Source organism: Pseudonocardia sp. HH130629-09 (assembly GCF_001294645.1).
GTDB lineage: Bacteria > Actinomycetota > Actinomycetes > Mycobacteriales > Pseudonocardiaceae > Pseudonocardia.
This window is the reverse complement of record NZ_CP011868.1, coordinates 1,444,358-1,468,406: the sequence shown is the minus strand read 5'-3', so window position 1 is coordinate 1,468,406 and position 24,049 is coordinate 1,444,358. Positions and strand designations below refer to the sequence as shown.

The window sequence follows — 24,049 nt, the reverse complement described above, 5'->3', positions numbered from 1 at the left end:
GTGCATGTGCGGGATCGTGGGTTACGTGGGGCCGCGGGAGGCCGCGGGCGTGCTGCTCGACGGGTTGTCCCGGCTGGAGTACCGGGGCTACGACTCGGCGGGCCTGGCGGTGGCGCACCGCCGGAAGGTGACGGTGCGGCGCACCGCCGGACGGGTGGAGGACCTGCGAGCGCTGCTGGGTGAGGCCCCTCCCCCGGGCCGGTCGGGCGTCGCGCACACCCGGTGGGCGACCCACGGCGAGCCGAGCGAGGCCAACGCGCACCCGCACACCGACGCGTCCGGGCGGGTCGCGATCGTGCACAACGGCATCGTCGAGAACGCCGACGCGCTGCGTGCGGGGCTCACCGCCCGCGGGGTCGTACTGCGCAGCGACACCGACTCCGAGGCGCTCGCGCACCTGGTCGGCGAGGCACTCCAGGGTGGTGCCGCCACCCTCGCCGACGCGGTGCGCACGGCGCTCGCCGGCGTCGAGGGCACCTACGGGCTCGCCGTGCTCGACGCCCGCACCCCCGAGATCGTCGTGGCGCGCAACGGCAGCCCGATCGTGCTCGGCATCGGCGACGGGGAGATGGTCGTCGCGTCCGACCTCGCCGCGGTCGTGCGGCACACCCAGAAGGTCGTGTTCCTCGACGACGGCGAGATCGTCACCGTGCGCGCCGACGGCATCGAGGGCTCCACCCGGATCAGCCCGACCACCGTCGACACCGGGTCGGAGGACTACGCGCTCGGCGGGCATCCGGACTTCCTGGCGAAGGAGATCGCCGAGCAGCCCGACGCCGTCCGCCGGGCGCTGGCCGGGCGGCTCGACACCCGGTTCGCCACCGCCCGGCTCGGCGGGCTCGGGATGGACCCCCGCGAGCTGCGCGGGGTGCGGCGGGTGCTGTTCCTGGGCTGCGGGTCGGCCTATTACGCGGGGGAGATCGGCGCCGGGCTGGTCGAGCAGCTGGCCCGCATCCCGGCGGCGGCCGAACCGGCCGGCGAGTTCCGTCACCGCAACCCGGTCGTCGACCCGGACTGCCTCTACGTCGCGGTGAGCCAGTCCGGCGAGACCGCCGACACCCTCGCCGCGGTGCAGGAGCTGCGCCGCAAGGGCGGACGGGTGATCGGCGCGGTGAACGTGATCGGCTCGGCGATCTCCCGCGAGTGCGGGGCCGGGGTGTTCCTGCACTCCGGGCCGGAGGTGTCGGTCGCCTCGACCAAGGCCGTCACGACCATGAGCGTGACGTTCGCGATGCTCGCGGTGCTGCTGGGCCGGGTGCGGGACCTGTCGGTGGCCGACGGGCGGCGGCTGCTCGACGGGCTTGCCGCGCTGCCCCGCCACGTCGAGGCCGTCCTCGCCGAGGACGCCGCCCACGGCACGGTCGCCGCGGTCGCACGTCGGTGGGCGCACGCGTCGTCGATGTTCTTCGTCGGACGCACCCGGGCCAGCCCGGTCGCGCGGGAGGGTGCGCAGAAGCTCAAGGAGATCTCCTACTGCCACGCCGAGGCCTACCCCGCCTCCGAGCTCAAGCACGGCCCGCTGGCACTGGTCACCCCGGACATGCCCAGCGTCGTGGTGGTGCCCGACGACGAGCTGCTCGCGAAGAACGTCGGCACGATCGAGCAGATCCGGGCCCGGGGCGGCCCGGTGATCGCGGTGACCGACGCCGAGCTGCCCGCCGGGCTCGCCGACGCCGTGCTGCGGGTCCCGCGCACGGAGCCGGAGCTGGCCCCGATCCTGCTCGGGATCCCGCTGCAGCTGCTGGCCCGGCACACCGCCGTCGCGCTCGGACGCGACGTGGACCGGCCGCGGAACCTCGCGAAGTCGGTGACGGTGGAGTGAATGTCCTCGGGTTGCACGTCGCCGCGGAGCGGGGTGGGCCGATGCACGACGTCGAGCGCGTCGAGGTGCTCGCGGGCAGCGGCGTCGTCGGCGACCGGTACTTCGGCACCCGGCACCGGCACGTGTCGGTGCAGAGCCGCGACGAGCTCGACGCCGCGGCCGCCGAGCTCGGTGCGCCGGTCCCCTCGGGCCGCACCCGGCGCACCGTCACCCTCGACCACGGCATCGTCCCGACGACACCCGGGACCAAGCTCCGGCTCGGCGGGGTCGAGCTGGAGGTGGTGCGCCGGGCCGCGCCCTGCCGGGTGATGGAGACCGCCGTCGGACCGGGGGCGCGCCGCGCCCTGCACGACCGCGGCGGCGCGGTGTGCCGGGTGCTGAGCTCCGGCACGATCGCCGTCGGGGACGCGGCGGCCGTGGTCGACGCCGCGGTGGCGGCCCCGCCCTCAGCCGACCGGGGTCTCCGCCGCGGCGCGGCGCCGGACCAGTAGCGACAGCAGGACGGCCAGCACCCCGACCCCACCGGCGACGGCGAACGCGGCGTGCAGCCCGCTCGCGTCCGGGGAGGCCCCGGCGGCGGCCGAGCCCAGCGCGGCGACGGTGACGAACAACGCCGTCCCCAGCGCGCCCGCGACCTGCTGCAGCGTGGAGAGGATCGCGCTGCCGTGGGAGTACAGCTCGTCGGGCAGCGAGCCCAGCGCCTCGGTCATCAGCGGCGTCATCATCAGCGCGAGCCCACCCATCAGGACCAGGTGGAAGGCCACGACCACGCCGAGCGGGGTGCCCGGGCCGAGGGTGGAGAACAGCAGCAGGCCGGCCGCCATCAGCACCGCGCCCGGGATCACCAACGGCCGGGCCCCGACGCGGTCGAACAGCGCGCCGACCGGACGGCCGAGCAGCCCGAGCAGCAGCCCGCCGGGCAGCACCACGAGCCCGGAGACCAGCGTGCTCGTGCCGAGCACGGTCTGCAGGTAGAGCGGCAGCAACACCGCCGCGACGCCGATCAGCGACAGCAGCACCAGCGCGGTGAGCACCAGCGCCACGACGAACTGGCGCCGCCGGAACGGGCGCAGGTCCAGCAGGGCACGGCCGTCGCGCATCAGCCGCAGCTGGCGCAGCACGAACACGGCCAACGCGACCAGCCCGACGACGACCGGCACCCACGGCGGGAGCCCCCCGCCGCCGTGGCCGCCCAGCGAGGACAGCCCGTAGACCAGCCCGCCGAACCCGACGGCGGACAGCAGCACCGAGACCACGTCGAGCGGGACCGGGCGGCCGCCGCCGTCGATGCGCAGCCACCGGGCGCCGGCCGCCATCGCGAGCACGGCCAGCGGTAGGACCAGCCAGAACATCCAGCGCCAGCCGAGACCGGACAGGATCGCGCCGCCGATCGTCGGACCGATCGCGGGCGCGACGGCGATGACGATCGTGATCGTGCCCATCGTCGCGCCGCGCCGCTCGGCGGGCACCAGGCGCAGGATCGTGGTCATCAGCAGCGGGATCATCATCGCCGTACCGCCCGCCTGCACGATGCGGCCGACGAGCAGCATCGCGAAGCCGGGCGCGAACCCGGCGACGGCGGTGCCCACGGTGAACAGCCCGAGCGAGGCGAGGAAGACCTGCCGCGGGGTGAAACGGTCGAGCAGGTAGCCGGTGGTGGGGATGACCACGGCCATCGTCAGCAGGAACCCGCTGCTCAGCCACTGGGTGGTGGTGGCGGGGACACCGAGGTCGACGCTCAGGTCGCGCAGCGCGACGCTCAGCACGGTCTCGTTGAGGATCATCACGAACGCAGCGCCGACGAGGACGGCGATCAGCGCTCCGGTCCGGCTCGCCGGTACCTGCTCGGTACGGGACGGGGTGGTGGTCACGCGGGGTCTCCTGCCCGGGGAGGGGTCGTGGTGGCCGCGCGCAGGGCGCGGCCGAGTCGGTCGACGGGATCGGCGCACCGCACCCCCGCGGCGAGCTCGGCGGCGAGGTCCTCGCCGCTGATCCGCAGGGCGGCGGCGACGGCGGCGGCGTGCACCCGGACGTCGAGGTCGCCGGGTTCGCGGCCGGCGCGGGCCGCGATCACCTCGGCGAGCACCGGCTCGGCCCGCTCGTGCACCGCCAACCACACCGCCCGCAGACCGGGCTCGGTCCGCGACAGCGCGATGACGGCCATCGCGGCGTCGGCGTCGGCGGCGTCGCGCGGGTCCTCCGGCGGGCGGTACTCGGCGATCAGGTGCTCGTCGAGGCTCACCCCCGCCGGCCAGCGTCGCAGCGTCGCGACGACGGCGTCGATGCTGCGGGCGAGGACGGGCTCGACGCAGCTCTCCTTGGCTCGGAACCAGCGCCACAGGGTGCGGCCGGACAGTCCGACCTCCTCGGCGATCCGCTCGCCGCTGGTGGCGTGCACGCCGTGCTCGCGGAACAGCGCCACGGCCGCGCGGGAGATCTCGAGGCGCTGCAGCTCGCGCCGGCGGTCGCTCATCGGCGCCCGCCCGCGTCGGGTGTCGTCGAGTGTCTTCATGTCACTGCCCGACAGTAATGAGACGGGTCGGGGCCGACCACGAGACGCTCGTCTCACAGTGCCTTTTTGGCAGATCGTGCCACCCTGGTGCGGCAGCTGATCATGCGATGCCGAGGGAGCCACCAGCGTGACGACGACCGGGACCACCGGGACCACCGACCCCACCGCGGCCGACCTGGACCGGCTGCGGGAGCGCTACCGCGCCGAGCGCGACCGCAGGCTGCGACCCGACGGCGTCGCCCAGTACCGGTCCTCGACCGGGGAGTTCGGCTTCTACGCCGAGGACCCGTGGTGCGAGCCCACCGACCGCGACCCGGTCCGTGACGAGGTGGACGTGCTGGTCGTCGGCGGCGGCTTCGGCGGGCTGGTCGCCGCGGCCCGGCTGCGGCAGGCCGGCCACGAGCGGATCCGGATCGTCGACGTCGCCGGGGATCTCGGCGGGACCTGGTACTGGAACCGCTACCCCGGGATCGCCTGCGACATCGAGAGCTCGATCTACCTGCCGCTGCTGGAGGAGCTGGGCGGGATGCCCAGCCGTCGCTACCCGCCGGGCGGGGAGATCCGGGCGCACGCCCGCGCGATCGGCGAGCACTTCGACCTCTACCGCGACGCCCTGTTCGACACCGAGGTCACCACCCTGGTCTGGGACGACGACGCGTCGGCCTGGCAGGTCGGCACCGACCGCGGCGACACGGTCACCGCCCGGTTCGTGGTGATCTCCTCCGGGCCGTTCAACCGGCCCAAGCTGCCGGGGATCCCCGGGATCGCCGACTTCGCCGGGCACACCTTCCACACCAGCCGGTGGGACTACGACTGGACCGGCGGCGACGAGCGGGGCGGCCCGCTCGACCGGATCGGCGACCGCACGGTCGCCGTGGTCGGCACCGGGGCGACGGCGATCCAGTGCGTCCCGCACCTGGCCGGGGCCGCGCGGCACCTCTACGTCGTGCAGCGGACGCCGTCGTCGGTCGACACCCGCGACGACGCCCCCTACGACGAGGCCTGGTGGCGGTCGCTGGCCCCGGGCTGGCAGCGCCGCCGTCGCGAGGACTTCCTGGCCCTGATGGACATGCGTCCGGCGCCGCACGGCTCGTTCGGCCCCGACGGCGTCGCGGACAAGTGGACCGACACCGCCCCGGTCAGGGGCGCGCGGCGGCTCGCCCGGACCCGAGGCGTCGAGGAGCCGGCCGAGGCGCTGGAGATCGCCGACGCCGAGAAGATGGACGAGATCCGGGCCCGGGTCGACGCGATCGTCGCCGACCCGGCGACGGCCGCGGCGCTCAAGCCCTGGTACCGCCAGATGTGCAAGCGCCCCACCTTCAGCGACACCTACCTGCAGACCTTCAACCGGGACGACGTGACGCTGCTCGACACCGGCGGGCAGGGCGTCGAGCGGATCACCCGCGACGGCCTGGTGGTCGACGGCGTCGAGTACCCGGTGGACGCGATCGTGTTCGCCACCGGGTTCGAGCTCGGCGCCGACCCCGCCACCCGGGCCGGGGCCGGCATCCGCGGCCGCGACGGCGTCACCCTAGCCGAGCACTGGGCGGACGGGCTGTCCACGCTGCACGGCTGGGTCAGCCGTGGCTTCCCCAACCTGTTCCACGTCGGGGCCGGGCAGAACTCGGCGTCGCCGAACTTCGCGCACGTGCTGGAGGAGCAGGCCGGGCACATCGCGGCGGTGTGTGCCGAGGCCGCCCGGCGCGGGGTGCGGATCGTCGAACCGACCGCGGAGGCGGAGGCCGCGTGGGTCGCGACGATCCGCGAGCGGGCCCGCGACCAGCAGGGATTCCTCGCCGAGTGCACGCCCGGCTACTACAACTCCGAGGGCCGCCCGCGACGGCGCACCGAGCAGTTCGGCGGCGGTCCGGTCGAGTTCCACCAGATCCTGCGCGACTGGCGCGCCGGCGGGATGGACGACGTGCTCTCCGGCGGCGCCCCGTGACCGTGCGCCCGGTCGCCGGGCCGGACCGGGGGCCCGTGCGGACCGCGCCCGGGCTGCGTGCCGAGCCGCTGTGCCCGCCGAACCCGCTGTGGGCGTCCAACGGGATCGTGGCCGGTCCGGACGGACGGCTCTGGATCGCGCAGTTCCTCGGTGGCACCGTGTCCGCGTTCGACCCGGCGACCGGCGGGCTCGAGACGGTGCTCGGGCCGGACGGGCCGCTCACCGCGCCCGACGACCTCGTGTTCGGCGCCGACGGCGAGCTGTTCGTCGTCGACCTGCCCGCGGGGCTGGTGTGGCGCCGGGCACCCGGCGGGGCCATGACCGTCGTCGCCGACGGGATCACCGCCCCGGACGGGATCGCCTGGCACCGCGGACGGCTGTTCGTCAACGAGCTGTGCCCGGACGGCCGGCTGCTGGAGATCGACCTGACCGGCGGGCCGCCGCGGGTGCTCGCGACCGGGCTCGCGCTCGGCAACGCGATGGAGGTCGGCCCGGACGGGCTCCTGTACTACCCGCATCTGCTCTCCGGCGAGGTCTGGCGGGTCGACCCGGACGGCGGCACCCCCGAGCGGCTGCTCGCCGGGCTGGACCGGCCGGTGGCCGTGCGCTTCGACCCGGGGGGCGGGCTTCGCGTCCTGTCCAACGGCGGCGGCGCCCTGTGGACCGCGGAGGGCGGGCGGGTCACCGCCACCCTGGACACCGGCGTCGGCGGCGCGGACAACGTCGTGTTCACCGCCGACGGGTCGGCCTGGGTGACCGGGGCCTTCCACGGCGGGCTCGTCCGGGTCGGCGTCGACGGCACGGCGACCACGGTGCTGCCGCCCGGCCTCTGCGGCCCCTGGGGCGTGGCCGCCGACGGGACGGACGCGCTCGTCGCCGACCACTTCTCCCTGGCCCGGGTGGGTGGCGGTGCCGTCACCGCACTCGGCGACGTCGTCACCGAGGTCCGCGGCGGGATCCGCGGACTCACCCGGCACCACGGCGACACGGTGGTGACCACCGGGACCGGGGTGTGGCGCGGTCGTCCCGGTGCCTGGACCCGGGCGGCCGACGGGCTGGCCGGGGCGACCGGCGTCGCCTCCTGCCCGGACGCGCTGCTGGTCGCCGAGACCGGCGCCGGGCGGGTCCTGCACCTCGGCGACGACGGCAGCGTGACCGTGCTCGCCACGGGACTCGACGGGCCGGTGGACGTGGCCGTCGACCCGACCGGCGCCGTGTACGCCACGCTGACCGGCGGCGGGCAGGTCGTACGGCTCGACCGCGACCGCGCCGGCGACCGCGGCACCGTCCTCGCCGCGGGGCTGCACCGGCCGGAGGGACTCGCCGTCGCCGGGGGCGCGCTGTGGTGCGCCGAGGCCGCCGCGGGACGCCTGCTGCGGATCGACCCGGTGGGCCGCACGGTCACCGTCGGGGCTGGCCTTCGACGTCCGGCCGCCGCACGTCCCCGCCGACTGCCGCAGCGGCGCGGCCACCCGGCCCGCCCCGTTCGCCGGGGTCGCCGCGGCCGGGGAGAGGTCGGTGCTCGTCGCGGTGAACGGCGCGGGTCACGTGCTGCGGGTCGGCCCCTGACCGGCCGCTCGCTCGCCGTCGACGCCGTGGATCGCGGCGTCGACGGCCGCCGACAGCCGCGCGCGCAGCTGGGCGGCCGGTGGGCGGCGCCCGTCGGCGGTGGCGGCGGCGATGTCCTCGGTCGCGACCCGCAGCGCCCCGTTGAGCGCCGCGGCGTGCACCCGCACGGCGACGTCGCCCGCGTCGCGGCCGAACCGGCCGGCGAGGATCCCGGCCAGGACCGGCTCCGCACGCTCCTGCACGACCAGCCAGATCGCGCGCAGCGCGGGCTCGGAACGGCTCATCCGGATCACCTCGAAGACGAGGTCACCGTCGTCGGGGCCCGCATCGGGGTGCTCGGCGTAGTCCCGTGCGAGGTGCTCGGCGAGCGGGGTGTCGTCGGGCCAGCGGGCCAGGCTCGCGGTGAACGCGTCGGTGGCCAGGCTCAGCACCGGCTCGACGCAGCTCTCCTTGGTGCGGAACCAGCGCCAGAACGTGCGTGCCGAGAGCCCCACCGCCTCGGCGATCTGCTCCCCGCCGGTCGCGGCGACGCCGTGCTCGCCGAACAGCCGGATCGCGGCCCGGGAGATCTCCAGGCGCTGCAGGGTGCGGCGGCGGTCGCTCATCGGCCGCCGTCCGCGCCGGACCGCCGTCCCCTCCGTCACACCGCACCCCCGAGTGCTCGCCGGGCGGTCAGCCTAGTCGGCGCGCGTTGGCGCGGACCCGGGTGCGGATCGGCTCCAGCGCACGCCCGAGGGTCGCCGGCCCCGGCGGCGAGGTGGCCAGGACGACGGCGGCCCGGGAGAACCCGTCGACCTTCTCCGCCCACATCCGGTGGAACTCCCGGACCTCGCGTGCCGGGGGCGGGAAGCCCGAGGTGAGCATCCGGGCGGTGCGGCGTGCGACGACCAGCGGCGCGAGCACCGCGATCTCGGTGAGCGAACGGACGGCACGAGTGGTGGCGGGCACGAGACGGACGGTAGCCCCCACCTCCGACACCGGCCCCCGCCTCCGACACCGAGAGTCCGCGCGCCGGTCACCGAGGGCTCGCCGCCGGTCACCGCCGGTTCGGTGGCGACACCCCCTCCCGCGTTAACGATGGAGCGCGGGGCCACGACAGGTAACCGAACGTGACCCCGGGGAGGGCTCACACGCATGGCCGTCGAGACGTTCTGGGACGGGCTGGATCGGCGCATCGCCGCCGGCGAACCGCCGTACGGGGAGCACCCGGGCGTCGCGCCGGACGGGGTGACACCCGAGGCGCTGCGCCGCGTCCTGGACCTCGAGGCGCACCACCTGCGCCGCTCCGGTACCGCACCGGTCGCCCAGCACCTGCTCGCCGGGGCCGTCCTGGCCGGGGAGGCCGCACTGGCCGGGGCGGCCCGGGCCCGGCTCGCCGCCCAGGGGGTCCCCGCGCTGACCACCCGCTGGCGCACCCGGCCGCCGTCGGCGGCGCTGAGCCGGGTCCTGGAGGGCCACGGCGACGCGGTCGTCGCGCTGCTCGCCGGGCCGGACGGCCTGCTGCTGTCGCTCGACGCCTCCGGCGAGAGCGGCGCCTGGGACACCGCGACCGGACACGCGGTCCCGGACCCGCTCGCCGGGCCCGACGGTCCGCGGCCGCAGACCTCCGCGGCCCGCGCCCGGACGGTCGCCCTGTCCCCCGACGGCGGTCTGCTCGCCCTCGCCGGGGACGCCCCCGGTGTGCGGGTGCTGGCCACCGACGGCCCGGCCCGCGGCGCCGAGGTCACGGCCCTTGCCGGGTCGCCCGGCCCGGTGACCGCGCTCGCGGTGACCGGGGCCTCCCCGACCCGGGTGCTCGCGGGCGGCGCCGACGGTGCGGTGCGGGTGTGGGACGTGACCAGCGGCGCGGCCGTCTCGGTCGCCCACGGCCACGACGGCCCGGTCACCGCGCTGACCGCGACCGGCCAGGGCACCGTCGTGTCCGGCGGGGTGGACGGCACTCTCCGGTCCTGGGACCCGGCCAGCGGGGCCCCGCTGGGGCTGTTGGAGGGCGGGCCCGCCGTGGCCGCCGTGGTCGTGCCGACGGCGGGACAGCTGCTCGCGGCCACCGCCGACGGCGCCCTGCACGTGTTCGCGCTGGTCGACGGGGTGCCGCAGGACGCGGTGCGGCTCGACGTCCCCGGCGACGAGGTCGCGGTCACCGCGGCCGCGCGCGCCGGCGAGGGCCGGGTCGTCGTCGGACGGGTGGACGGGACCGTGCAGCTCGTCCCGACCGCCGGCTCCGGCCCGGTCACCGAGCTCGCCGGACACGGTGCCGCGGTCCGTGCGGTCGTCGCCGACCCGGCGGGCACCGTCGTCGCGTCCGGGGACGACCACGGCCGCGTCCTGGTCTGGGACCCCGCACGGGCCCGCCCAGGCACCGGCGGACCCGCCGGGGTCTCCCCCGCGGTCGGTGCGGTCGCCGCGACCGGGAGCCTGGTCGTCTCGGCCGGCCGCCGCTCCGACGGGGTGCTCGCCCACGACCCGACCACCGGCACGCGTCGCTGGAGCGTCCCGGCCGGCGCGGGTCCGCTGTGGTTCGACCCCTCCGGCACCCGGCTGTTCGCCGTCACCGGGGCCTCGACCGTCGAGGAGCGCTACGCGACGACCGGGGTGCGGGCCGGTGCGGTGTCGCTGCCCGGCCGTGTGCTGGCCGGGCGGGGCGCGCTGGTGGTGACCGGTGAGCCGGACGGCACGGTCGCCGTGCGCGACGCGCGCACCGGGCGTGCCTTCCGCACCACCCGGCTGCCGTCGGCACCGCGGGTGGCCGCGCCGACCCCCGGCGGGGCGACCGTGCTGCTCGCCGCGGACGGTCTGCTGGTCTGCTGGCGGCCGGCCTCCGCGAAGGTGTCCGTCGTGGCGCTGCCGGCCGGGCTGGTCACGGCCGTGGCCGTCGACGACGACGGCTGCCACGGCGTGGTCTGCGACGCCGACGGCCGGGTGCACGTCTGGCGGGCCGGGTCGGCCACGGTGACCACGGTGCGTGCCGACGCGGCGCACCTGACCGCGGCCGCCGGTGCGGGCCGGTGCCGCGCGGTGACCGCGGGCTCGGACGGCTCCGCGGTGCTGTGGGACCTGACCTCGGCGACCGCGCTCGGCCGGGTTCCGCTCGACGCACCGCTGACCGCGGTCGCGGTCGGGGGCGGCACGGTGGTCGTCGGCGACGGGTGCGGCGAGGTGCACTGCCTCGACCTGCTCTCCGGGGCCACCGCGGCCGTCCCGGACGGAGTCATCCCCGAGCAGGGCGGCTCGGCCGTGGTCCCGGCGCCGCGCACCGGGACCACGGACCGCGAGACGGCCGGTCAGGTCAGCGAGTAGCCCTCGAACTTCTCACGGAGTGTCTTCTTCGAGAACTTCCCGACGCTCGTCTTGGGCACCTCGTCGATGAACTCGACGGCGTCGGGGAGCCACCACTTGGCCACCCGGTCGGTGAGGAACGCGATGAGCTCGTCGGCGGTGAGGGTCTCGCCGTCCTTCACCACGACGCACGCCATCGGGCGCTCCACCCAGCGCTCGTGCGGGATCGCGATGACCGCGGCCTCGGCGACCTTCGGGTGCGACATGATCTCGTTCTCCAGCTCCACCGAGCTGATCCACTCGCCACCGGACTTGACCAGGTCCTTGGTGCGGTCGACGAGCTTGACGTAGCCCAGGCCGTCGACGACGGCGACGTCACCGGTGCGCAGCCAGCCGTCGGAGGTGAACTGCGTGCCGCCGCCCTCGCCGCGGTAGTACTCCGAGGCGATCCACGGGCCCGCCACCTGCACCTCGCCGGTGCTGGTGCCGTCCCAGGGCTGCTCGGCGCCGGTCTCGGGGTCGGCGATCCGCAGGTCGACGAGCGGGACCGGGGGCCCCTGGAGGGCGCGCACGGTGGCCTTCTCGTCGTCGGAGAGGTCGTCGTGCTGGGAGCGCAGCACACCCAGGGTCGCCACCGGCGAGGTCTCGGTCATCCCCCAGCCCTGCAGGACCGGCAATCCGATTGCGGCACGGAAGCCCTCGGACAGGGACTTCGGCACCGCCGAGCCGCCGCAGAGCAGGACCCGCAGCGACGAGCAGTCGTAGTCGCCGAGCTTGGGCAGCAGGCCCATCCAGATCGTCGGGACACCCGCAGCGACGCTGACCCGGTGGTCCTGGATCAGTGACAGCAGCGCGTCCGGGGTCATCCCGGGGCCGGGCAGCACGAGCGAGGTCCCGGCCAGCAGGCAGCCGTAGGGCAGGCCCCATGCGTTGGCGTGGAACATCGGGACGACCGGCAGGACCACGTCGCGCTCGCGGAGCCCGACGCCGTCGGCGAACAGCGTCGCGAGCGAGTGCAGCAGCGTCGAGCGGTGCGAGTAGACGACGCCCTTGGGGTTGCCGGTGGTGCCCGAGGTGTAGCACATCGCGGCGGCGGTGTTCTCGTCGTCGACGACGAACCGGCCCGCGAAGGGCTCGGCCGCGGCCAGGAGCTCCTCGTAGAGCCGGATCCGCGGGTCGTCGGGGATCTCGGTCGGTGCACCGTCGTCGATGACGACGACGTGGCGCACCGTGGTCATCCGGTCCACGTGCGGCCAGAACAGGCCGAGCAGGGAGCGCTCGACGAACACGACCTCGTCCTCGGCGTGGTCGGCCACGTAGACGAGCTGGTCGGGGAACAGCCGCAGGTTGAGCGTGTGCAGGACCCGGCCGGTGCACGGCACCGCCACGTACAGCTCCAGGTGCCGGTCGGTGTTCCAGCAGAACGTCCCGACCCGGCCGTCGGCAGAGACGCCGAGGGTGTCGAGCACGGTGGCCAGCCGGCGGGTTCGTACGGCCCACTCGGCGACCGTGGTGGTGCGGACCGTCCCCGCCGGGGTGGCGGTCACGATCTCCTTGTGCCCGAAGTACTGCTCGGCACGGTGGAACACGTGCGCCAGCGTCAGCGGACGGTCCTGCATCAGACCGAGCATCGTTGCTCCTAGAAAGCGGTCGGGTGGGGTCGGCGCGAGCCTACCGTAATCTCGTATATGGAATGGACTATCCGGTCACAGCATCCGGACGCAGTGAACGCGGCGTCCGGCGTAATCGGACACTCGCTGTCAGCACACGTGACGCACTGTCCTCACGTTCTCGCCGACGTCCACGAACCGTCAGGTTCCGGGCGCACGCACGCAGGGTCAAGCAACCGGCCCGGCATCCCGGGTCTCCCCCGGGAACCGTTCCCGCGCAGACACCATCTGCCGGTCGCGCCGGGCATGGCCTCCGGTGCCGCTCGCTGCGGCATCCGCCGAACCGTCGCGTTCCGGCGCGGCGGAGGTCGAGATGTTCTCCGGGTCCTCGGACACGCTGATCCTGCGCGCCTGCTGCGACGATCCCGCGTTCCGTGCCACGCGCGCTCCCCCTACGCGATCCTCGACCGCGAGCTCACGATCGTTGGGGGCGAACAGCGCCTTCTGCGCCGCGACCCTGCGCGCGCCCGACGAGCTGGCCGGCCGGCCGCTCGCGGTGGCGCTGCCGGACGACCCGCGACGGCCCGGCGCCGACGGCGTCGCGATGCTGACGGCGTCGCGATGCTGACGGCGTCGTTGTCGCGGGTGCTGCGCCTCGGGCAGCGCGACCACCTGCCGGTCCGGCGCCACGACGTGCCCGCGGCGACCGGCACGCACGGTTTCGTCGAACGGCTGTGGGTCACGGTGGACTCCCCGCTGGCGGCCCCGGACGGACGAGTGGTCGGGGTGCTGCACCACGTCGAGGACGTGACCGGCCTGCTCGGCCCCGGCCCCGACGGCCGCGACCTCGCCGCCGCGGCGCTCGCCCGCGCGCTGGACACCGACAACACGCACCTGCGGGCCCGTTTCGCCCGGCACGTCAGCATCGAGCAGGCCAAGGGGGCGCTCATGGCCCGGCGCAGCTGCTCCGCCGACGACGCGTTCACGCTGCTGCGCCGGCTCTCGCACGAGACGACCCGGAAGCTGCACGTGGTCGCCGAGGCGCTGCTGGCGGACACCGTCGAGCCGAGATCCTGACCAGACGCGCCGGGGCCGCCGCAGACCGTGCCGGAGCGCGGTCGCTGCGGCACGATGGGTGGCCGAGACGTCGATCGACGGAGGCGACATGGTGGACCCGCACGCGGCCGTTCCGGGCCGAGCCGCAGGCACGCTGACCGGCCGGTACCTGCTGGTGCTCAGCGACGACCTGCTGACCGACCACGACACGACCCGCTCGGCGGTGGCGGAGCTGACCGGGCTGTCCGAGGTGACCAGCAGCCGCGACGACGCCCCGGTGGCCCACCCGACCCTGTTCGCCCGGCTCGGCGTCGCCGTCGCCGAGCTGGACCCGGCGCGGCTGCGCACGGTGCGGGCCGACAGCCGGGTGCTCTCGGTGGAGCCCGAACGCGTGCTGCGCGCGCTGTCCGGGCCCAGCGCCGACTACCTGCGCGGGTTCGCCGACGCGGCGGGCTTCCTGGCCGAGCGCGCCGCCGCGACGGAGGCCGCGGACGCGCCCGGCGCGACCCGGTTCGCCGACAACGACCAGGTCACGTGGGGTCTGCAGGCCACCGGCGCGGACGTCGCCGTCGAGGACGGCGCCGGGATCACCGTCGCCGTCCTCGACACCGGCCTCGACCTCGGCCACCCCGACTTCGCCGGCCGGCAGATCGAGTCGCGCTCGTTCGTCGACGGCCAGGAGGTCGCCGACGTGCAGGGACACGGCACGCACTGCACCGGCACCTCCTGCGGGCCGCTCGCGCCGGGCTCGGGACGCCGCTACGGCATCGCCCACGAGGCGAGGATCCTGGTCGGGAAGGTGCTCGGCGACGACGGCTCCGGCACCGACGCCGGCATCCTCGAGGGCATCGAGTGGGCGATCTCCTCCGGCGCGCACATCGTGTCGATGTCGCTGGGCGCGGACCTGAACGAGGTCTCCCCCGCCTACGAGAACGCCGGACGTCGCGCCCTCGACGCGGGCACCCTGATCGTCGCCGCGGCCGGCAACAACGCCGAGCGCTCGACCGGCAACGTCGGTTTCGTCGGTGTCCCGGCGAACAGCCCGTCGATCATGGCGGTCGGCGCGGTGGACGCCGCGCTGGCCATCGCCGACTTCTCCGCGGCCAGCTCCGCGATCGAGGGCGGGCAGGTCGACATCGCCGGGCCCGGCGTGGACGTCTACTCGTCGTGGCCGATGCCCCAGCGCACCAACACGATCTCGGGCACCTCGATGGCCACCCCGCACGTCTCCGGGATCGCGGCGCTGTGGTCGCAGCGCACCGGCGCCCGCGGGCGGGACCTGTGGACCCAGCTCACCCAGGCCGCCCAGCGGCTGCCGCTGCCCTCGGGCGACGTCGGCGCGGGCCTCGTCCGGGCCCCGGGCCGATGACCACGACCGGGAGGCTGCTGGTGTCGGTGGCCGACGGGCACGTCGCCGACGACGTCGCGCGGGCCTGTGCGGCCGTCGGGCTGCAGGTGGAGAAGGTGCTCACGGGGGTCGGCGTGGTCGTCGGCACCTGCGCCGACCCGGACGCCCTGCGCGCGGTCACCGGGGTCGCCGCGGTGGAGCCGGACCGTGAGGTCCACCTCGACCGCGATCAGCAGGGGCCGGCGTAATCGGTCGACGCGCGAGGAGGATGTCCGATATGGTGGTGCACGTCGACCGCGCCCGGTAACACTCCGGCTGCGGCGGCCGACGAACCGCCCGGACCGTCCCCGGGAGGCGCCGACCCGGCGCCCCGGCCACGGCCGGTGCCACGACCCCGTACCGGCACCGCGCGATCCCGCGCGGTGCGGCACTCCGCCGCGTACCGGACACCACCTCGACCGAAACGACCACTCCTGTGCAGGCCTCCGTCCACCCACCCGTCACCGACCCCACCGTCCGGGGCGCCGTCGACCGGCTCACCGCCGAGTTCGCCGGCCGATTCCCCCAGGACCTCGTCGACCACGTCGTACGCGGCTCCCACCGCGACCTCGACGTCGTCTCCGCCGCAGCGCTCCCCGAGATGGTCGAGCGCCTGGCCCGTCAGCGGTTGATCGAACACCTCTGATCCGTCCGGCCGCACCGCCGGGCAGGATGGTCGCCATGTCGCGCCCGCTCTCCGGTCTGCACGTCGTCGAGTGCGCGAGTTTCGTCGCCGGTCCCACCGGCGGCATGACGCTCGCGCAGCTCGGGGCCTCGGTCATCCGCATCGATCCGCTCGGGGGCGGCCCCGACCACGGTCGCTGGCCCGCCGCCGGGCACGGCACCGGCGACTCCTACTACTGGGCATCGCTGAACAAGGGCAAGCGGTCGATCAGCATCGACCTGCGCTCCGACGAGGGCCGCGAGCTCGTCCTGGGCCTGGCGACGGCGCCGGGCCCGGACCGCGGTGTCCTCGTCGACAACGTCGTGGGCCGCCGCTGGATGGCCAACGACGCGCTCGTCGCACGTCGCCCGGACCTGGTGCACGTGCGCGTGCAGGGCTACCCGGACGGCCGCCCCGCCGTCGACTACACCGTCAACGCCGAGGTCGGGATCCCGCAGATCACCGGCAGCGAGGAGGGCGCGGCCCCGGTCAACCACGTGCTGCCCGCGTGGGACCTGGTCACCGGCATGTCGGTCGCGACGGCCGTGCTCGCCGGGGTGTACCAGCGCTCCCGCACCGGCGCCGGGGTGTACTCCGAGATCGCACTGTCCGACGTGGCGCTGGCCGGCGTCGCGAACCTGGGGTGGCTCTCCGAGGCCGACGAGCGCGGGCACGAGCGGCCGCGGCACGGTAACCACGTCTACGGCAGCTTCGGCGTCGACTTCGCCTGCTCCGACGGGAACCGGGTGATGGTCGTCGCGCTGACCCCGGCGCAGTGGAACGCGCTGGTGTCGGTCACCGGGACCGGCGACGTGTTCGCCGCACTGGAGCCCGCCCTCGACGCCGACCTGAGCTCGGAGACCGAGCGCTACCGGCTGCGCGAGACGATCGCGGCGGTGCTGCGGCCGTGGTTCGCCGCGCGCGACTCGGCGACCGTCGAGTCCGAGCTGAACACCGCGCGGGTGCTGTGGGGCCGCTACCAGGGGATGACCCACGTCGTGGCCGAGCACCGCGCCGGAGGGCACCCGCTTCTCGCCGACCTGGCACTGCCCGGTGGCGCCACCGGCATCACCGCGCGCTCGCCGATCCGGTGGGACACCGACCACGGCGACCCCGGCGCCGCCCCCGAGCTGGGCCGGGAGACCGACGAGGTACTCGCCGACGTCCTCGGCCTCGACGAGCGCACCATCGGTGGGCTGCACGAACGCGGCGTCGTCGGGTAGAGAATCCCCGTGACCGACGCACAGCTGACCGAGGCGCGGTGGACCCACGTCGCGCTGCCCACCGGCGACCTCGACGCCGCCATCGACTTCTACACGACGATGACACCCCTCACCGTCGTCGAACGCTTCTCCGACGACGCCGGGCGGAGCGCCTGGCTGTCCAACGCCGGTCAGGTGGAGACGCCGATGGTGCTGGTCCTGGTGTCGTTCGACGCCGAGCAGGGTGGCGAGCTGGGGCTGCTGCGCCCCTTCGCCCATCTGGGGATCGAGGTGCCGACCCGCGACGACGTCGACGCCGCCGCCGACCGCGCCCGGGACGCGGGGTGCCTGCACTGGGAGCCGCGGCAGATGCCGGGGCCGGTGGGGTACATCTGCGCGCTGACCGATCCGGACGGCAACGTCGTGGAGTTCTCCTACGGGCAGAAGGTCTTCACCTCGGTCCGGGAGAAGTGGGGCTGAGGCACTCCCCTGACATCGATGCCGACGACCCGGCGCGGCGACCGCGTCGGCACCGGACCGGGCTCGCGCGGGTGCGGTGCCGTGCCGTGGCGCGCGGGAGCACCGACACGCCTCGCGCACCCCACCGGGTCCGACGGGGTGCGCGAGGCGGCGCAGACGTGAGTCAGGAGGTCGGGTCGGACAGGTCGTAGACGGTCTGGCCACCGACGGTCGTCGCCGTGTAGTGCTCGGCGACCCAGCTCGCGATCTGGCTGCTCGTGGAGTCGCTCTGTCCGCCAGGGCCGCCGCCCTGGCCGCCCGACACGTAGTAGGCGATCTGCCCCTGTGCGACGGAGGACTGGAACTCCGCAAGGGTCACGGCGGAGTCGCTGCCGCTCCACCCGCCGGTCGACATGACCGCGGTCCCGCTGGCCAGCTCCAGTGAGGCGGCGGTCTGGGAGCTGGCGACCGCGGCCGCCCAGGTCGTCCCCGACGAGGACCGGGTCGCGGCGAGCAACGCGGTCAGCTCCTCCGAGGTCGCGCCGTCGCCCCCCGGGCCGCCGCTCCCGGTCGGCGACGCGGACGCCTCGGCGCCGTCGGCCTCACCCGTGCCGTCGGCCTCACCCGTGCCGTCGGCCGGGCCCGACGCGCCGGCGGTGCCGCCGGTGCCGGAGCCGGTGGCATCCGGGGCCGCGGAGGCATCCGGAGCGCCTGCGCCCGGGCCTCCGGCCCCACCCGGGCCCGCACCGGGGCCGCCGGAGGAGCCGGAGGTCGTCCCGAACGAGCTCGACACCGTCCCGACCGAGGGGATGCTTCCGGTATGCCCGGTCGCCGCCGTCGCCACCGCGTACACCCCCGTGCCCATCATCCCCGCCACCAGCACCGCGACCACCGCGGCCCGCACCATCGCGCGTCGCCCACCGGACGCGAGCGTCAGCAGCGTCGCGACGACGGTGGCGGCACCGACCGGCCAGCACAGCCAGGAGAACGACTCCGCACTGGCCACCAGCAGCGCGACCGCCCAGCCACCGGTGGCGAGCACCGTCGCCGCGGCGACGATCCGCGCCCACCGGGCACCCCGCTCCCGCCACAGCGCCGTCCCGCCGACGGCCACCACTCCGGCGAGCCCCGGGGCCAGCGCCACCGTGTAGTACGGGTGCATCGTGCCGCTCATCATCGAGAACACCGCCGCCGTGACCAGCGTCCAGCCACCCCACAGCAGCAGCGCCGCGCGGGTCCGGTCGGTCCGCGGCGCCCGCCGGGTGATCCACAGCCCGGCGACGAGCAGGATCAGCGCGGCCGGCAGCAGCCAGGAGATCTCGTAGGCGAGCTCACCGGTGAACAGCCGCAGCGGACCGGCCGAGCCACCGAAGCCGGTGTTGCCACCACCGCCTCCCCCGCCGCCACCGTTGCCGGTGCCGCCGAGCAGCCGGCCGAGGCCGTTGTAGCCCAGCGCAAGCTCGAGCAGCGAGTTCGTCGTCGACCCGCCGATGTAGGGCCGGTCGGCCGCGGGCCACAGCTCCACCAGCGCGATGAACCACCCCGCGGACACGACCATCCCCGCCACCGCGGCACCCAGCTGCAGGATCCGGGTCCGCAGCCGCGGCGAGCCCGCGACCAGGTACACGAGCCCGAGCGCCGGGACGACCAGCAGCGCCTGCCCCATCTTCGTGAGGAAGGCGAACCCGACCGCCGACCCGGCCGCGACCAGCCACCAGGTGGACGCCCGCACCGAGGCGGCGTCGACGGCGCGCGAGGTGGCCCAGGCCGCGACGACCAGCAGCAGGGTCAGCAGCGCGTCCGGGTTGTCGAACCGGAACATCAGCACCGCCGCCGGGGTCAGGGCGAGCGCCGCACCGGCGAGCAGGCCCGCGCCGGGCCCCGCCCACCGCCGCACGGTGGCGTGCAGCAGCGCGACCGCGCCGACCCCCATCAGTGCCTGTGGCACCAGCAGGCTCCACGACGAGAACCCGAAGACCCGCGCCGAGGCCACCATCACCCACAACGCCGCGGGCGGCTTGTCGACGGTGATCGCGTTCCCGGAGTCCAGCGACCCGAACAGCCACGCCGTCCACGACTGTGTCCCGGCCTGGACCGCGGCGGCGTAGAAGTCGTTCGCCCACCCCGACGACGACAGGTCCCACAGGTACAGCAGCGCCGTACCGGCGAGCAGCACGAGCAGCCCCGGCCGTGCCCAGCGCGGATCACCGGCCGGGCCGCGCAGCAGACGGGCCACCCGTCCCGGTGGGTCGGCGGGCGGGACGGGCGGCGCGGCGGGCTGCGGTGCGGCGGGCTGCGGCGGGACGGACGGCGTGCCGGCGCGGTGCCGTCCCGGCCGGACCGGGGTCGCGGTGCTCACGGACGATCTCCTCAGGGCTCGTGGCGGTGACGACCCCACCGTCGACGCCGGCACTGTCGCGATGCTGTCCGATCCCTGTGCGCGGTCTGTGAGCGATGAGTTCCGGACGCGACGGCGGTCACCCCTCACATGACCGACACGACCACCGCCCTGCCCCCCGTCGTCGACGCCGCCACCTGGGGGCGCGAGCTCGCCGCGCTCCGCGCCCGGGAGAAGGCCGCCACCCGCGAGCTCGACGCCATCGCCGCCGCCCGTCGCCGGCTGCCGATGGTCGAGATGCCCGACTACGTCCTGCGTGGCGAGGACGGCCCCGTCCGCCTCGCCGAGATCTTCGACGGCCACCCGCAGCTGATCGTCTACAGCCACATGTGGCACGACGGCGCCGAGTGGCAGTGCGGCGGGTGCACCGGGTTCACCTCGCAGTTCACCCGGCTCGCGGGCCTGGAGAAGTTCGACGCCCGCTTCGTGGTCGTCGCCCAGGGACCGATCGACGAGGCGCTGGCCTACCGGCGTCGCGTCGGCAACACCATGACCTGGTACTCGACGGCCGACAGCAGCTTCGGCACCGACGTCGGCGCCCCTCCCGGGGGAGGCTTCGCGGTCAACGTGTTCCTGCGCGACGGCGACCGAGTCTTCCGCACCTGGCACACCGACGGCCGCGGCACCGAGCAGCTGTCCTACCTGTTCCCGCTGGTCGACCTGCTGCCCTACGGCCGCCAGGAGGTCTGGCAGGACTCCCCCGCGGGCTGGCCGCAGGGCCCCACCTACAGCCGGTGGGCCGGGCCGCAGGAGATCGCCGCCGCCTACGGCGAGGGCTGAGCCCGCGCCCGTACCCCGGCCAGGACGGTGTCCACGACCGCGGCCGCGTGGCCGCGGGCGTCGTCGCGGGCGGCGAGGTGCGCGGGGGTGGTCGCGACGTGGTTGCGCACCGCCCCCGCGACCAGGTCCGCGACCAGCGCCACCGAGGTGCCGGCCGGGAGCTCGCTGCGGTCGATGCCGCGGCGCACCATCGTCCGGGCGCCGCGGACGTGCTCGGGGTAGGCGTCGTCGGCGAGCGCGGCCGCGATCTCCGGGACCCGGTGGGAGTCGACGAGCAGCCGCTCGACCAGGCGACCGTCGTCGCTGGTGGCGAACGCCGTCCACTGCTCGGCGAAGGTCACCAGGTCCTCGCGCAGGGAGCCGGTGTCGATGTCGGCGACGAACCGGGCCCGGTCGCGCACCGCCGCCACCAGCAGGGCGGCCCGGGTCGGCCAGCGCAGGTACAGCGACCCCTTCCCGATCGACGACCGGCGGGCCACCTCCTCCAGCGACAGCCCGGACCAGCCGCGTTCGCCGTAGACCTCGCGGGCGGCGGCGAGCGCGCGACGGTCGACGTCCGGGTCGCGCGGACGTCCGCTGCGGCGCGGCGACGGGGGCACGGCGGCGATCCTGCCAGACGTCGTTGTGAGCACCGACCCACTTCTGGACGAGGGTCGTCCGTAATAGGCTCGGCGGTGTGATCAGGACAGCGCTGACCGATCTGCTGGGCGTCGAACACCCGATCGTCGGGTTCAACCGGTCCCCGGCGGTGGTGACCGAGGTGAGCCGGGCCGGCGGGTTCGGGGTGCTCGCGGCCGTGTCGTACACCGCCGACGAACTCGACGCGCAGCTGCACTGGATCGAGGAGCAGCTCGACGGGCGGCCCTACGGCGTCGACCTGCTCGTCCCGGAGAAGACCGCCGACCCCGGCGCCGACCGGGAGGACCTGGTCGCCGCACTGCGCGCACAGCTCCCGGCCGAACATCTCGCGTTCGTCGACGACCTGCTGGACCGCTACGGCATCCCGCGGCTGCCGGCCGACCCCGGGCGGGACGCGATCGCGGCAGGGATGAGCCGGCGCGGTGCCGAGGCCCAGCTCGACGCCGTGTTCGCGCACCGGCCCGCGCTCGTCGCGAACGCGCTCGGCACCGCGCCACCGCACCTCGTGGAGCGCGCGCACGACGCCGGGATGGCCGTCGCCGCCCTGGTCGGGACCCGGCGGCACGCCGAACGGCAGCTGGCGGCCGGGGTCGACGTGCTCGTCGCGCAGGGCACCGAGGCCGGTGGGCACACCGGCACGATCGCGACGACCGTGCTCACCCCGGAGATCGTCGGCATCGCCGGGGACCGTCCGGTGCTGGCCGCCGGCGGCATCGCCTCGGGTGACCAGATGGCCGCCGCGCTCGCGCTCGGCGCGGCCGGGGTCTGGTGCGGCTCGGTGTGGCTGTCCAGTGTGGAGGACGTGGCGCCGGAGTCGGTGAAGCGCAAGTTCCTCGCCGCAGGCAGCGGCGACACCGTCCGTTCCCCCGCCCGTACCGGCAAGCCCGCCCGGCAGCTGCGCAGCGCCTACCACGACGCCTGGGAGGCACCCGGCGCGCCGGCGCCGCTGCCGATGCCGCTGCAGCCGCTGCTGACCCTGCAGGCCTGGTCGAGCATCGACGCAGCCGCCGACGCCGGGAACGCGGGAGCGCAGGAGCTGCAGTCGTTCTTCGTCGGGCAGGTCGTCGGTGCGTTCACCGAGCTGCGCGGCGCGGGCGAGATCACCCGGGAGATGGCGCGCGGGTGCGAGCAGCGCATCGCCGCGCTCGCGGGGCTGGTCCGATGAGCCTCGACCCGCGCACACCCGTCGTCGTCGGGGTCGGGGAGGCCTCCGAGCGGATCGGCGAGCCCGGCTACGCCGCCCTGTCGCCGGTCGGGCTCGGGGCCGCCGCGGCCGCCGCGGCGCTCGCCGACACCGGCGCGGCCCCGTCGGCGGTCGCGGCGGCGCTGACCGTCGTCGCCGGGGTGCGGCAGTTCGAGATGTCGCTCCCGGGCGCCGTCGCGCCGCTGGGCCGGGCGGACAACTACCCGCGCGCGGTCGCCCGCCGGGTCGGAGCCGACCCGGAGCGGGCGGTGCTCGACGTCGTCGGCGGGCAGTCCCCTCAACGGCTGGTCACCGAGTTCGCCGGCGCGATCGCTCGCGGCGAGGCCGGCGCGGCGCTGCTGGTCGGGGCGGAGGCGATGTCGACGGTGCGGCGCATGATGTCGCGCCCCACCGACGAGCGGCCCGACCACGGCGAGCAAGTCGGCGGCACGCTGGAGGACCGCGGGTACGGCTCCGAGCTGCGCAGCCCGGTCGCCGGGGAGCACGGCGTGCGCACCCCGGCCGGGTACTACGCGCTGTGCGAGAACGCCCGCCGGGCCCGGCTCGGGCTCGGCCGGGACGCCTACGCCCGCGGGATGGGCGCGCAGTTCGCGCCGTTCACCCGGGTCGCCGCCGGGCACCCGCACGCCGCCGCACCGCGCGTCCGCACCGCCGAGGAGCTCGTCACCGTCGACGACCGGAACCGGATGATCACCGACCCGTACCCGCGGTTCCTGGTCTCGCGCGACCAGGTCAACCAGGGTGCCGCGGTCGTTCTCACCTCGGTCGGCACCGCCCGGGACCTGGGGATCGCCCCGGAGCGGTGGGTGTTCCTGCACGGCCACGCCGACCTCACCGAGAAGGCCGTGCTCGACCGCCCCGACCTGGGCGCCTACCCGGCCGCCGAGGCCGCCGTCCGGCACGCCCTGGAGCTGGCCGGGACCGGTGTGGACGACCTGTCCGCGATCGACCTGTACTCCTGCTTCCCGATCGCGGTGTCCAGCGTCGCCGACCCGCTCGGTCTGGCCGCCGACGACCCGCGCGGGCTCACCGTCACCGGTGGGCTGCCGTTCTTCGGCGGGCCGGGGAACGACTACGCGATGCACGCGATCGCCGAGGTCGTGCGACGCCTGCGGGCCGACCCGGGCACCTACGGTCTGGTGGGCGCGAACGGCGGGTTCCTGTCGAAGTACTCCGCCGGGGTCTACTCCACCCGCCCCACCCCCTGGCGCGACGACGACAGCGCCGCGATCCAGGCCCGGCTCGACGCCGTCGCCACCGTCCCGACTACGACCGCGGCCGACGGGGCGGCGACCGTCGAGACCTGGACGGTGCGCCACCGCCGCGACGGCAGCCGGGACGCGGTCGTCGTCGGCCGGCTCGACGACGGTGGCGCGCGGTTCGTCGGGTGCGGCCGCGACGACGAGCTGCTGGAACTGCTCGCCGGCGACCCGGCCGGGGCGGCGGTACGGGTCCGGCCCGACGGGAAGCTGATGATCGTCACGCCGCGCTGACGGGTAACCGGGCCCCATGACCGAGAAGTCGCT

General features: G+C 75.6%; 22 protein-coding genes. 14 read left to right on the top strand and 8 right to left on the bottom strand.

Annotated features, from left to right (window positions below; genetic code table 11):
* The first annotated feature begins 4 nt into the window (after positions 1 to 4).
* The gene (glmS, locus tag XF36_RS06610) at positions 5 to 1,822 is read left to right on the top strand and encodes a glutamine--fructose-6-phosphate transaminase (isomerizing) (protein ID WP_060711305.1); all 1,818 of its coding nucleotides are present in this window, start codon (positions 5 to 7) and stop codon (positions 1,820 to 1,822) included.
* A 41-nt stretch (positions 1,823 to 1,863) separates the two neighbouring features.
* Positions 1,864 to 2,313, top strand: a complete 450-nt coding sequence (locus tag XF36_RS06605) for an MOSC domain-containing protein (protein ID WP_060711304.1) — start codon at positions 1,864 to 1,866, stop codon at positions 2,311 to 2,313.
* Here the strand turns inward: XF36_RS06605 and XF36_RS06600 are convergent.
* A complete protein-coding gene (locus XF36_RS06600; protein WP_060711303.1) occupies positions 2,269 to 3,693 on the bottom strand; it encodes a DHA2 family efflux MFS transporter permease subunit in 1,425 nt (474 codons plus the stop codon). The two genes, XF36_RS06605 and XF36_RS06600, sit on opposite strands and share 45 nt — an antisense overlap.
* Entirely contained in the window at positions 3,690 to 4,334 is a 645-nt protein-coding gene (locus tag XF36_RS06595; RefSeq protein ID WP_238589157.1) for a TetR/AcrR family transcriptional regulator, read from the bottom strand. Before XF36_RS06595 ends, XF36_RS06600 begins: the two co-directional genes overlap by 4 nt.
* 127 nt (positions 4,335 to 4,461) lie before the next feature.
* Here XF36_RS06595 and XF36_RS06590 point away from each other — a divergent pair, with 127 nt between their 5' ends.
* Entirely contained in the window at positions 4,462 to 6,279 is a 1,818-nt protein-coding gene (locus XF36_RS06590) for a flavin-containing monooxygenase (protein WP_060711302.1), read from the top strand.
* 1,544 nt (positions 6,280 to 7,823) lie between these two features.
* Here the strand turns inward: XF36_RS06590 and XF36_RS06585 are convergent.
* Entirely contained in the window at positions 7,824 to 8,453 is a 630-nt protein-coding gene (locus XF36_RS06585; RefSeq protein ID WP_060711301.1) for a TetR/AcrR family transcriptional regulator, read from the bottom strand.
* Positions 8,454 to 8,520: 67 nt separating this feature from the next.
* Positions 8,521 to 8,796 carry a hypothetical protein gene (locus tag XF36_RS06580; RefSeq protein WP_060711300.1) on the bottom strand — a complete coding sequence of 92 codons (276 nt, stop codon included), beginning with the start codon at positions 8,794 to 8,796 and terminating at the stop codon, positions 8,521 to 8,523.
* A 186-nt stretch (positions 8,797 to 8,982) separates the two neighbouring features.
* Here XF36_RS06580 and XF36_RS06575 point away from each other — a divergent pair, with 186 nt between their 5' ends.
* Complete coding sequence (locus XF36_RS06575; RefSeq protein ID WP_060711299.1) at positions 8,983 to 11,145, top strand: WD40 repeat domain-containing protein; 2,163 nt, start codon at positions 8,983 to 8,985, stop codon at positions 11,143 to 11,145.
* Here the strand turns inward: XF36_RS06575 and XF36_RS06570 are convergent.
* Positions 11,130 to 12,755 (bottom strand): long-chain fatty acid--CoA ligase, encoded by a 1,626-nt coding sequence (locus XF36_RS06570; protein WP_060711298.1) that lies wholly within the window; start codon positions 12,753 to 12,755, stop codon positions 11,130 to 11,132. The genes XF36_RS06575 and XF36_RS06570 overlap by 16 nt on opposite strands.
* Positions 12,756 to 12,962: 207 nt before the next feature.
* Positions 12,963 to 13,130 carry a hypothetical protein gene (locus tag XF36_RS32235; protein WP_168169470.1) on the bottom strand — a complete coding sequence of 56 codons (168 nt, stop codon included), beginning with the start codon at positions 13,128 to 13,130 and terminating at the stop codon, positions 12,963 to 12,965.
* A gap of 88 nt (positions 13,131 to 13,218) precedes the next feature.
* Between XF36_RS32235 and XF36_RS32230 the strand changes: the two genes are divergently transcribed.
* From XF36_RS32230 to XF36_RS06535, 7 genes are all read left to right on the top strand, one after another.
* Complete coding sequence (locus XF36_RS32230) at positions 13,219 to 13,362, top strand: hypothetical protein (protein WP_168169469.1); 144 nt, start codon at positions 13,219 to 13,221, stop codon at positions 13,360 to 13,362.
* Positions 13,356 to 13,811 (top strand): ANTAR domain-containing protein, encoded by a 456-nt coding sequence (locus tag XF36_RS31360; RefSeq protein ID WP_060711296.1) that lies wholly within the window; start codon positions 13,356 to 13,358, stop codon positions 13,809 to 13,811. Before XF36_RS32230 ends, XF36_RS31360 begins: the two co-directional genes overlap by 7 nt.
* 88 nt (positions 13,812 to 13,899) lie before the next feature.
* Positions 13,900 to 15,159 carry a S8 family serine peptidase gene (locus XF36_RS06555; protein ID WP_060714472.1) on the top strand — a complete coding sequence of 420 codons (1,260 nt, stop codon included), beginning with the start codon at positions 13,900 to 13,902 and terminating at the stop codon, positions 15,157 to 15,159.
* Complete coding sequence (locus XF36_RS06550) at positions 15,156 to 15,386, top strand: hypothetical protein (protein WP_020622444.1); 231 nt, start codon at positions 15,156 to 15,158, stop codon at positions 15,384 to 15,386. The genes XF36_RS06555 and XF36_RS06550 overlap by 4 nt, the downstream gene beginning before the upstream one ends.
* Positions 15,387 to 15,613: 227 nt before the next feature.
* Entirely contained in the window at positions 15,614 to 15,823 is a 210-nt protein-coding gene (locus tag XF36_RS06545) for a hypothetical protein (protein ID WP_060711295.1), read from the top strand.
* A 35-nt stretch (positions 15,824 to 15,858) separates the two neighbouring features.
* A complete protein-coding gene (locus XF36_RS06540; protein WP_060711294.1) occupies positions 15,859 to 17,064 on the top strand; it encodes a CoA transferase in 1,206 nt (401 codons plus the stop codon).
* Positions 17,065 to 17,073: 9 nt separating this feature from the next.
* A complete protein-coding gene (locus XF36_RS06535; protein WP_060711293.1) occupies positions 17,074 to 17,523 on the top strand; it encodes a VOC family protein in 450 nt (149 codons plus the stop codon).
* Positions 17,524 to 17,686: 163 nt separating this feature from the next.
* Here the strand turns inward: XF36_RS06535 and XF36_RS06530 are convergent, their stop codons facing one another.
* Positions 17,687 to 19,861 carry a glycosyltransferase family 39 protein gene (locus tag XF36_RS06530; RefSeq protein ID WP_060711292.1) on the bottom strand — a complete coding sequence of 725 codons (2,175 nt, stop codon included), beginning with the start codon at positions 19,859 to 19,861 and terminating at the stop codon, positions 17,687 to 17,689.
* Between the two features lie 129 nt (positions 19,862 to 19,990).
* Here XF36_RS06530 and XF36_RS06525 point away from each other — a divergent pair, with 129 nt between their 5' ends.
* Positions 19,991 to 20,680, top strand: a complete 690-nt coding sequence (locus XF36_RS06525; RefSeq protein WP_060711291.1) for a DUF899 domain-containing protein — start codon at positions 19,991 to 19,993, stop codon at positions 20,678 to 20,680.
* On the opposite strand, the gene XF36_RS06520 is transcribed toward XF36_RS06525, so the two are convergent.
* A complete protein-coding gene (locus tag XF36_RS06520; protein WP_064485384.1) occupies positions 20,665 to 21,279 on the bottom strand; it encodes a TetR/AcrR family transcriptional regulator in 615 nt (204 codons plus the stop codon). The two genes, XF36_RS06525 and XF36_RS06520, sit on opposite strands and share 16 nt — an antisense overlap.
* Before the next feature lie 77 nt (positions 21,280 to 21,356).
* Here XF36_RS06520 and XF36_RS06515 point away from each other — a divergent pair, with 77 nt between their 5' ends.
* Positions 21,357 to 22,484, top strand: a complete 1,128-nt coding sequence (locus XF36_RS06515; RefSeq protein WP_226351711.1) for an NAD(P)H-dependent flavin oxidoreductase — start codon at positions 21,357 to 21,359, stop codon at positions 22,482 to 22,484.
* A complete protein-coding gene (locus XF36_RS06510; RefSeq protein ID WP_060711290.1) occupies positions 22,481 to 24,016 on the top strand; it encodes an acetyl-CoA acetyltransferase in 1,536 nt (511 codons plus the stop codon). Before XF36_RS06515 ends, XF36_RS06510 begins: the two co-directional genes overlap by 4 nt.
* Positions 24,017 to 24,049: the final 33 nt, after the last annotated feature.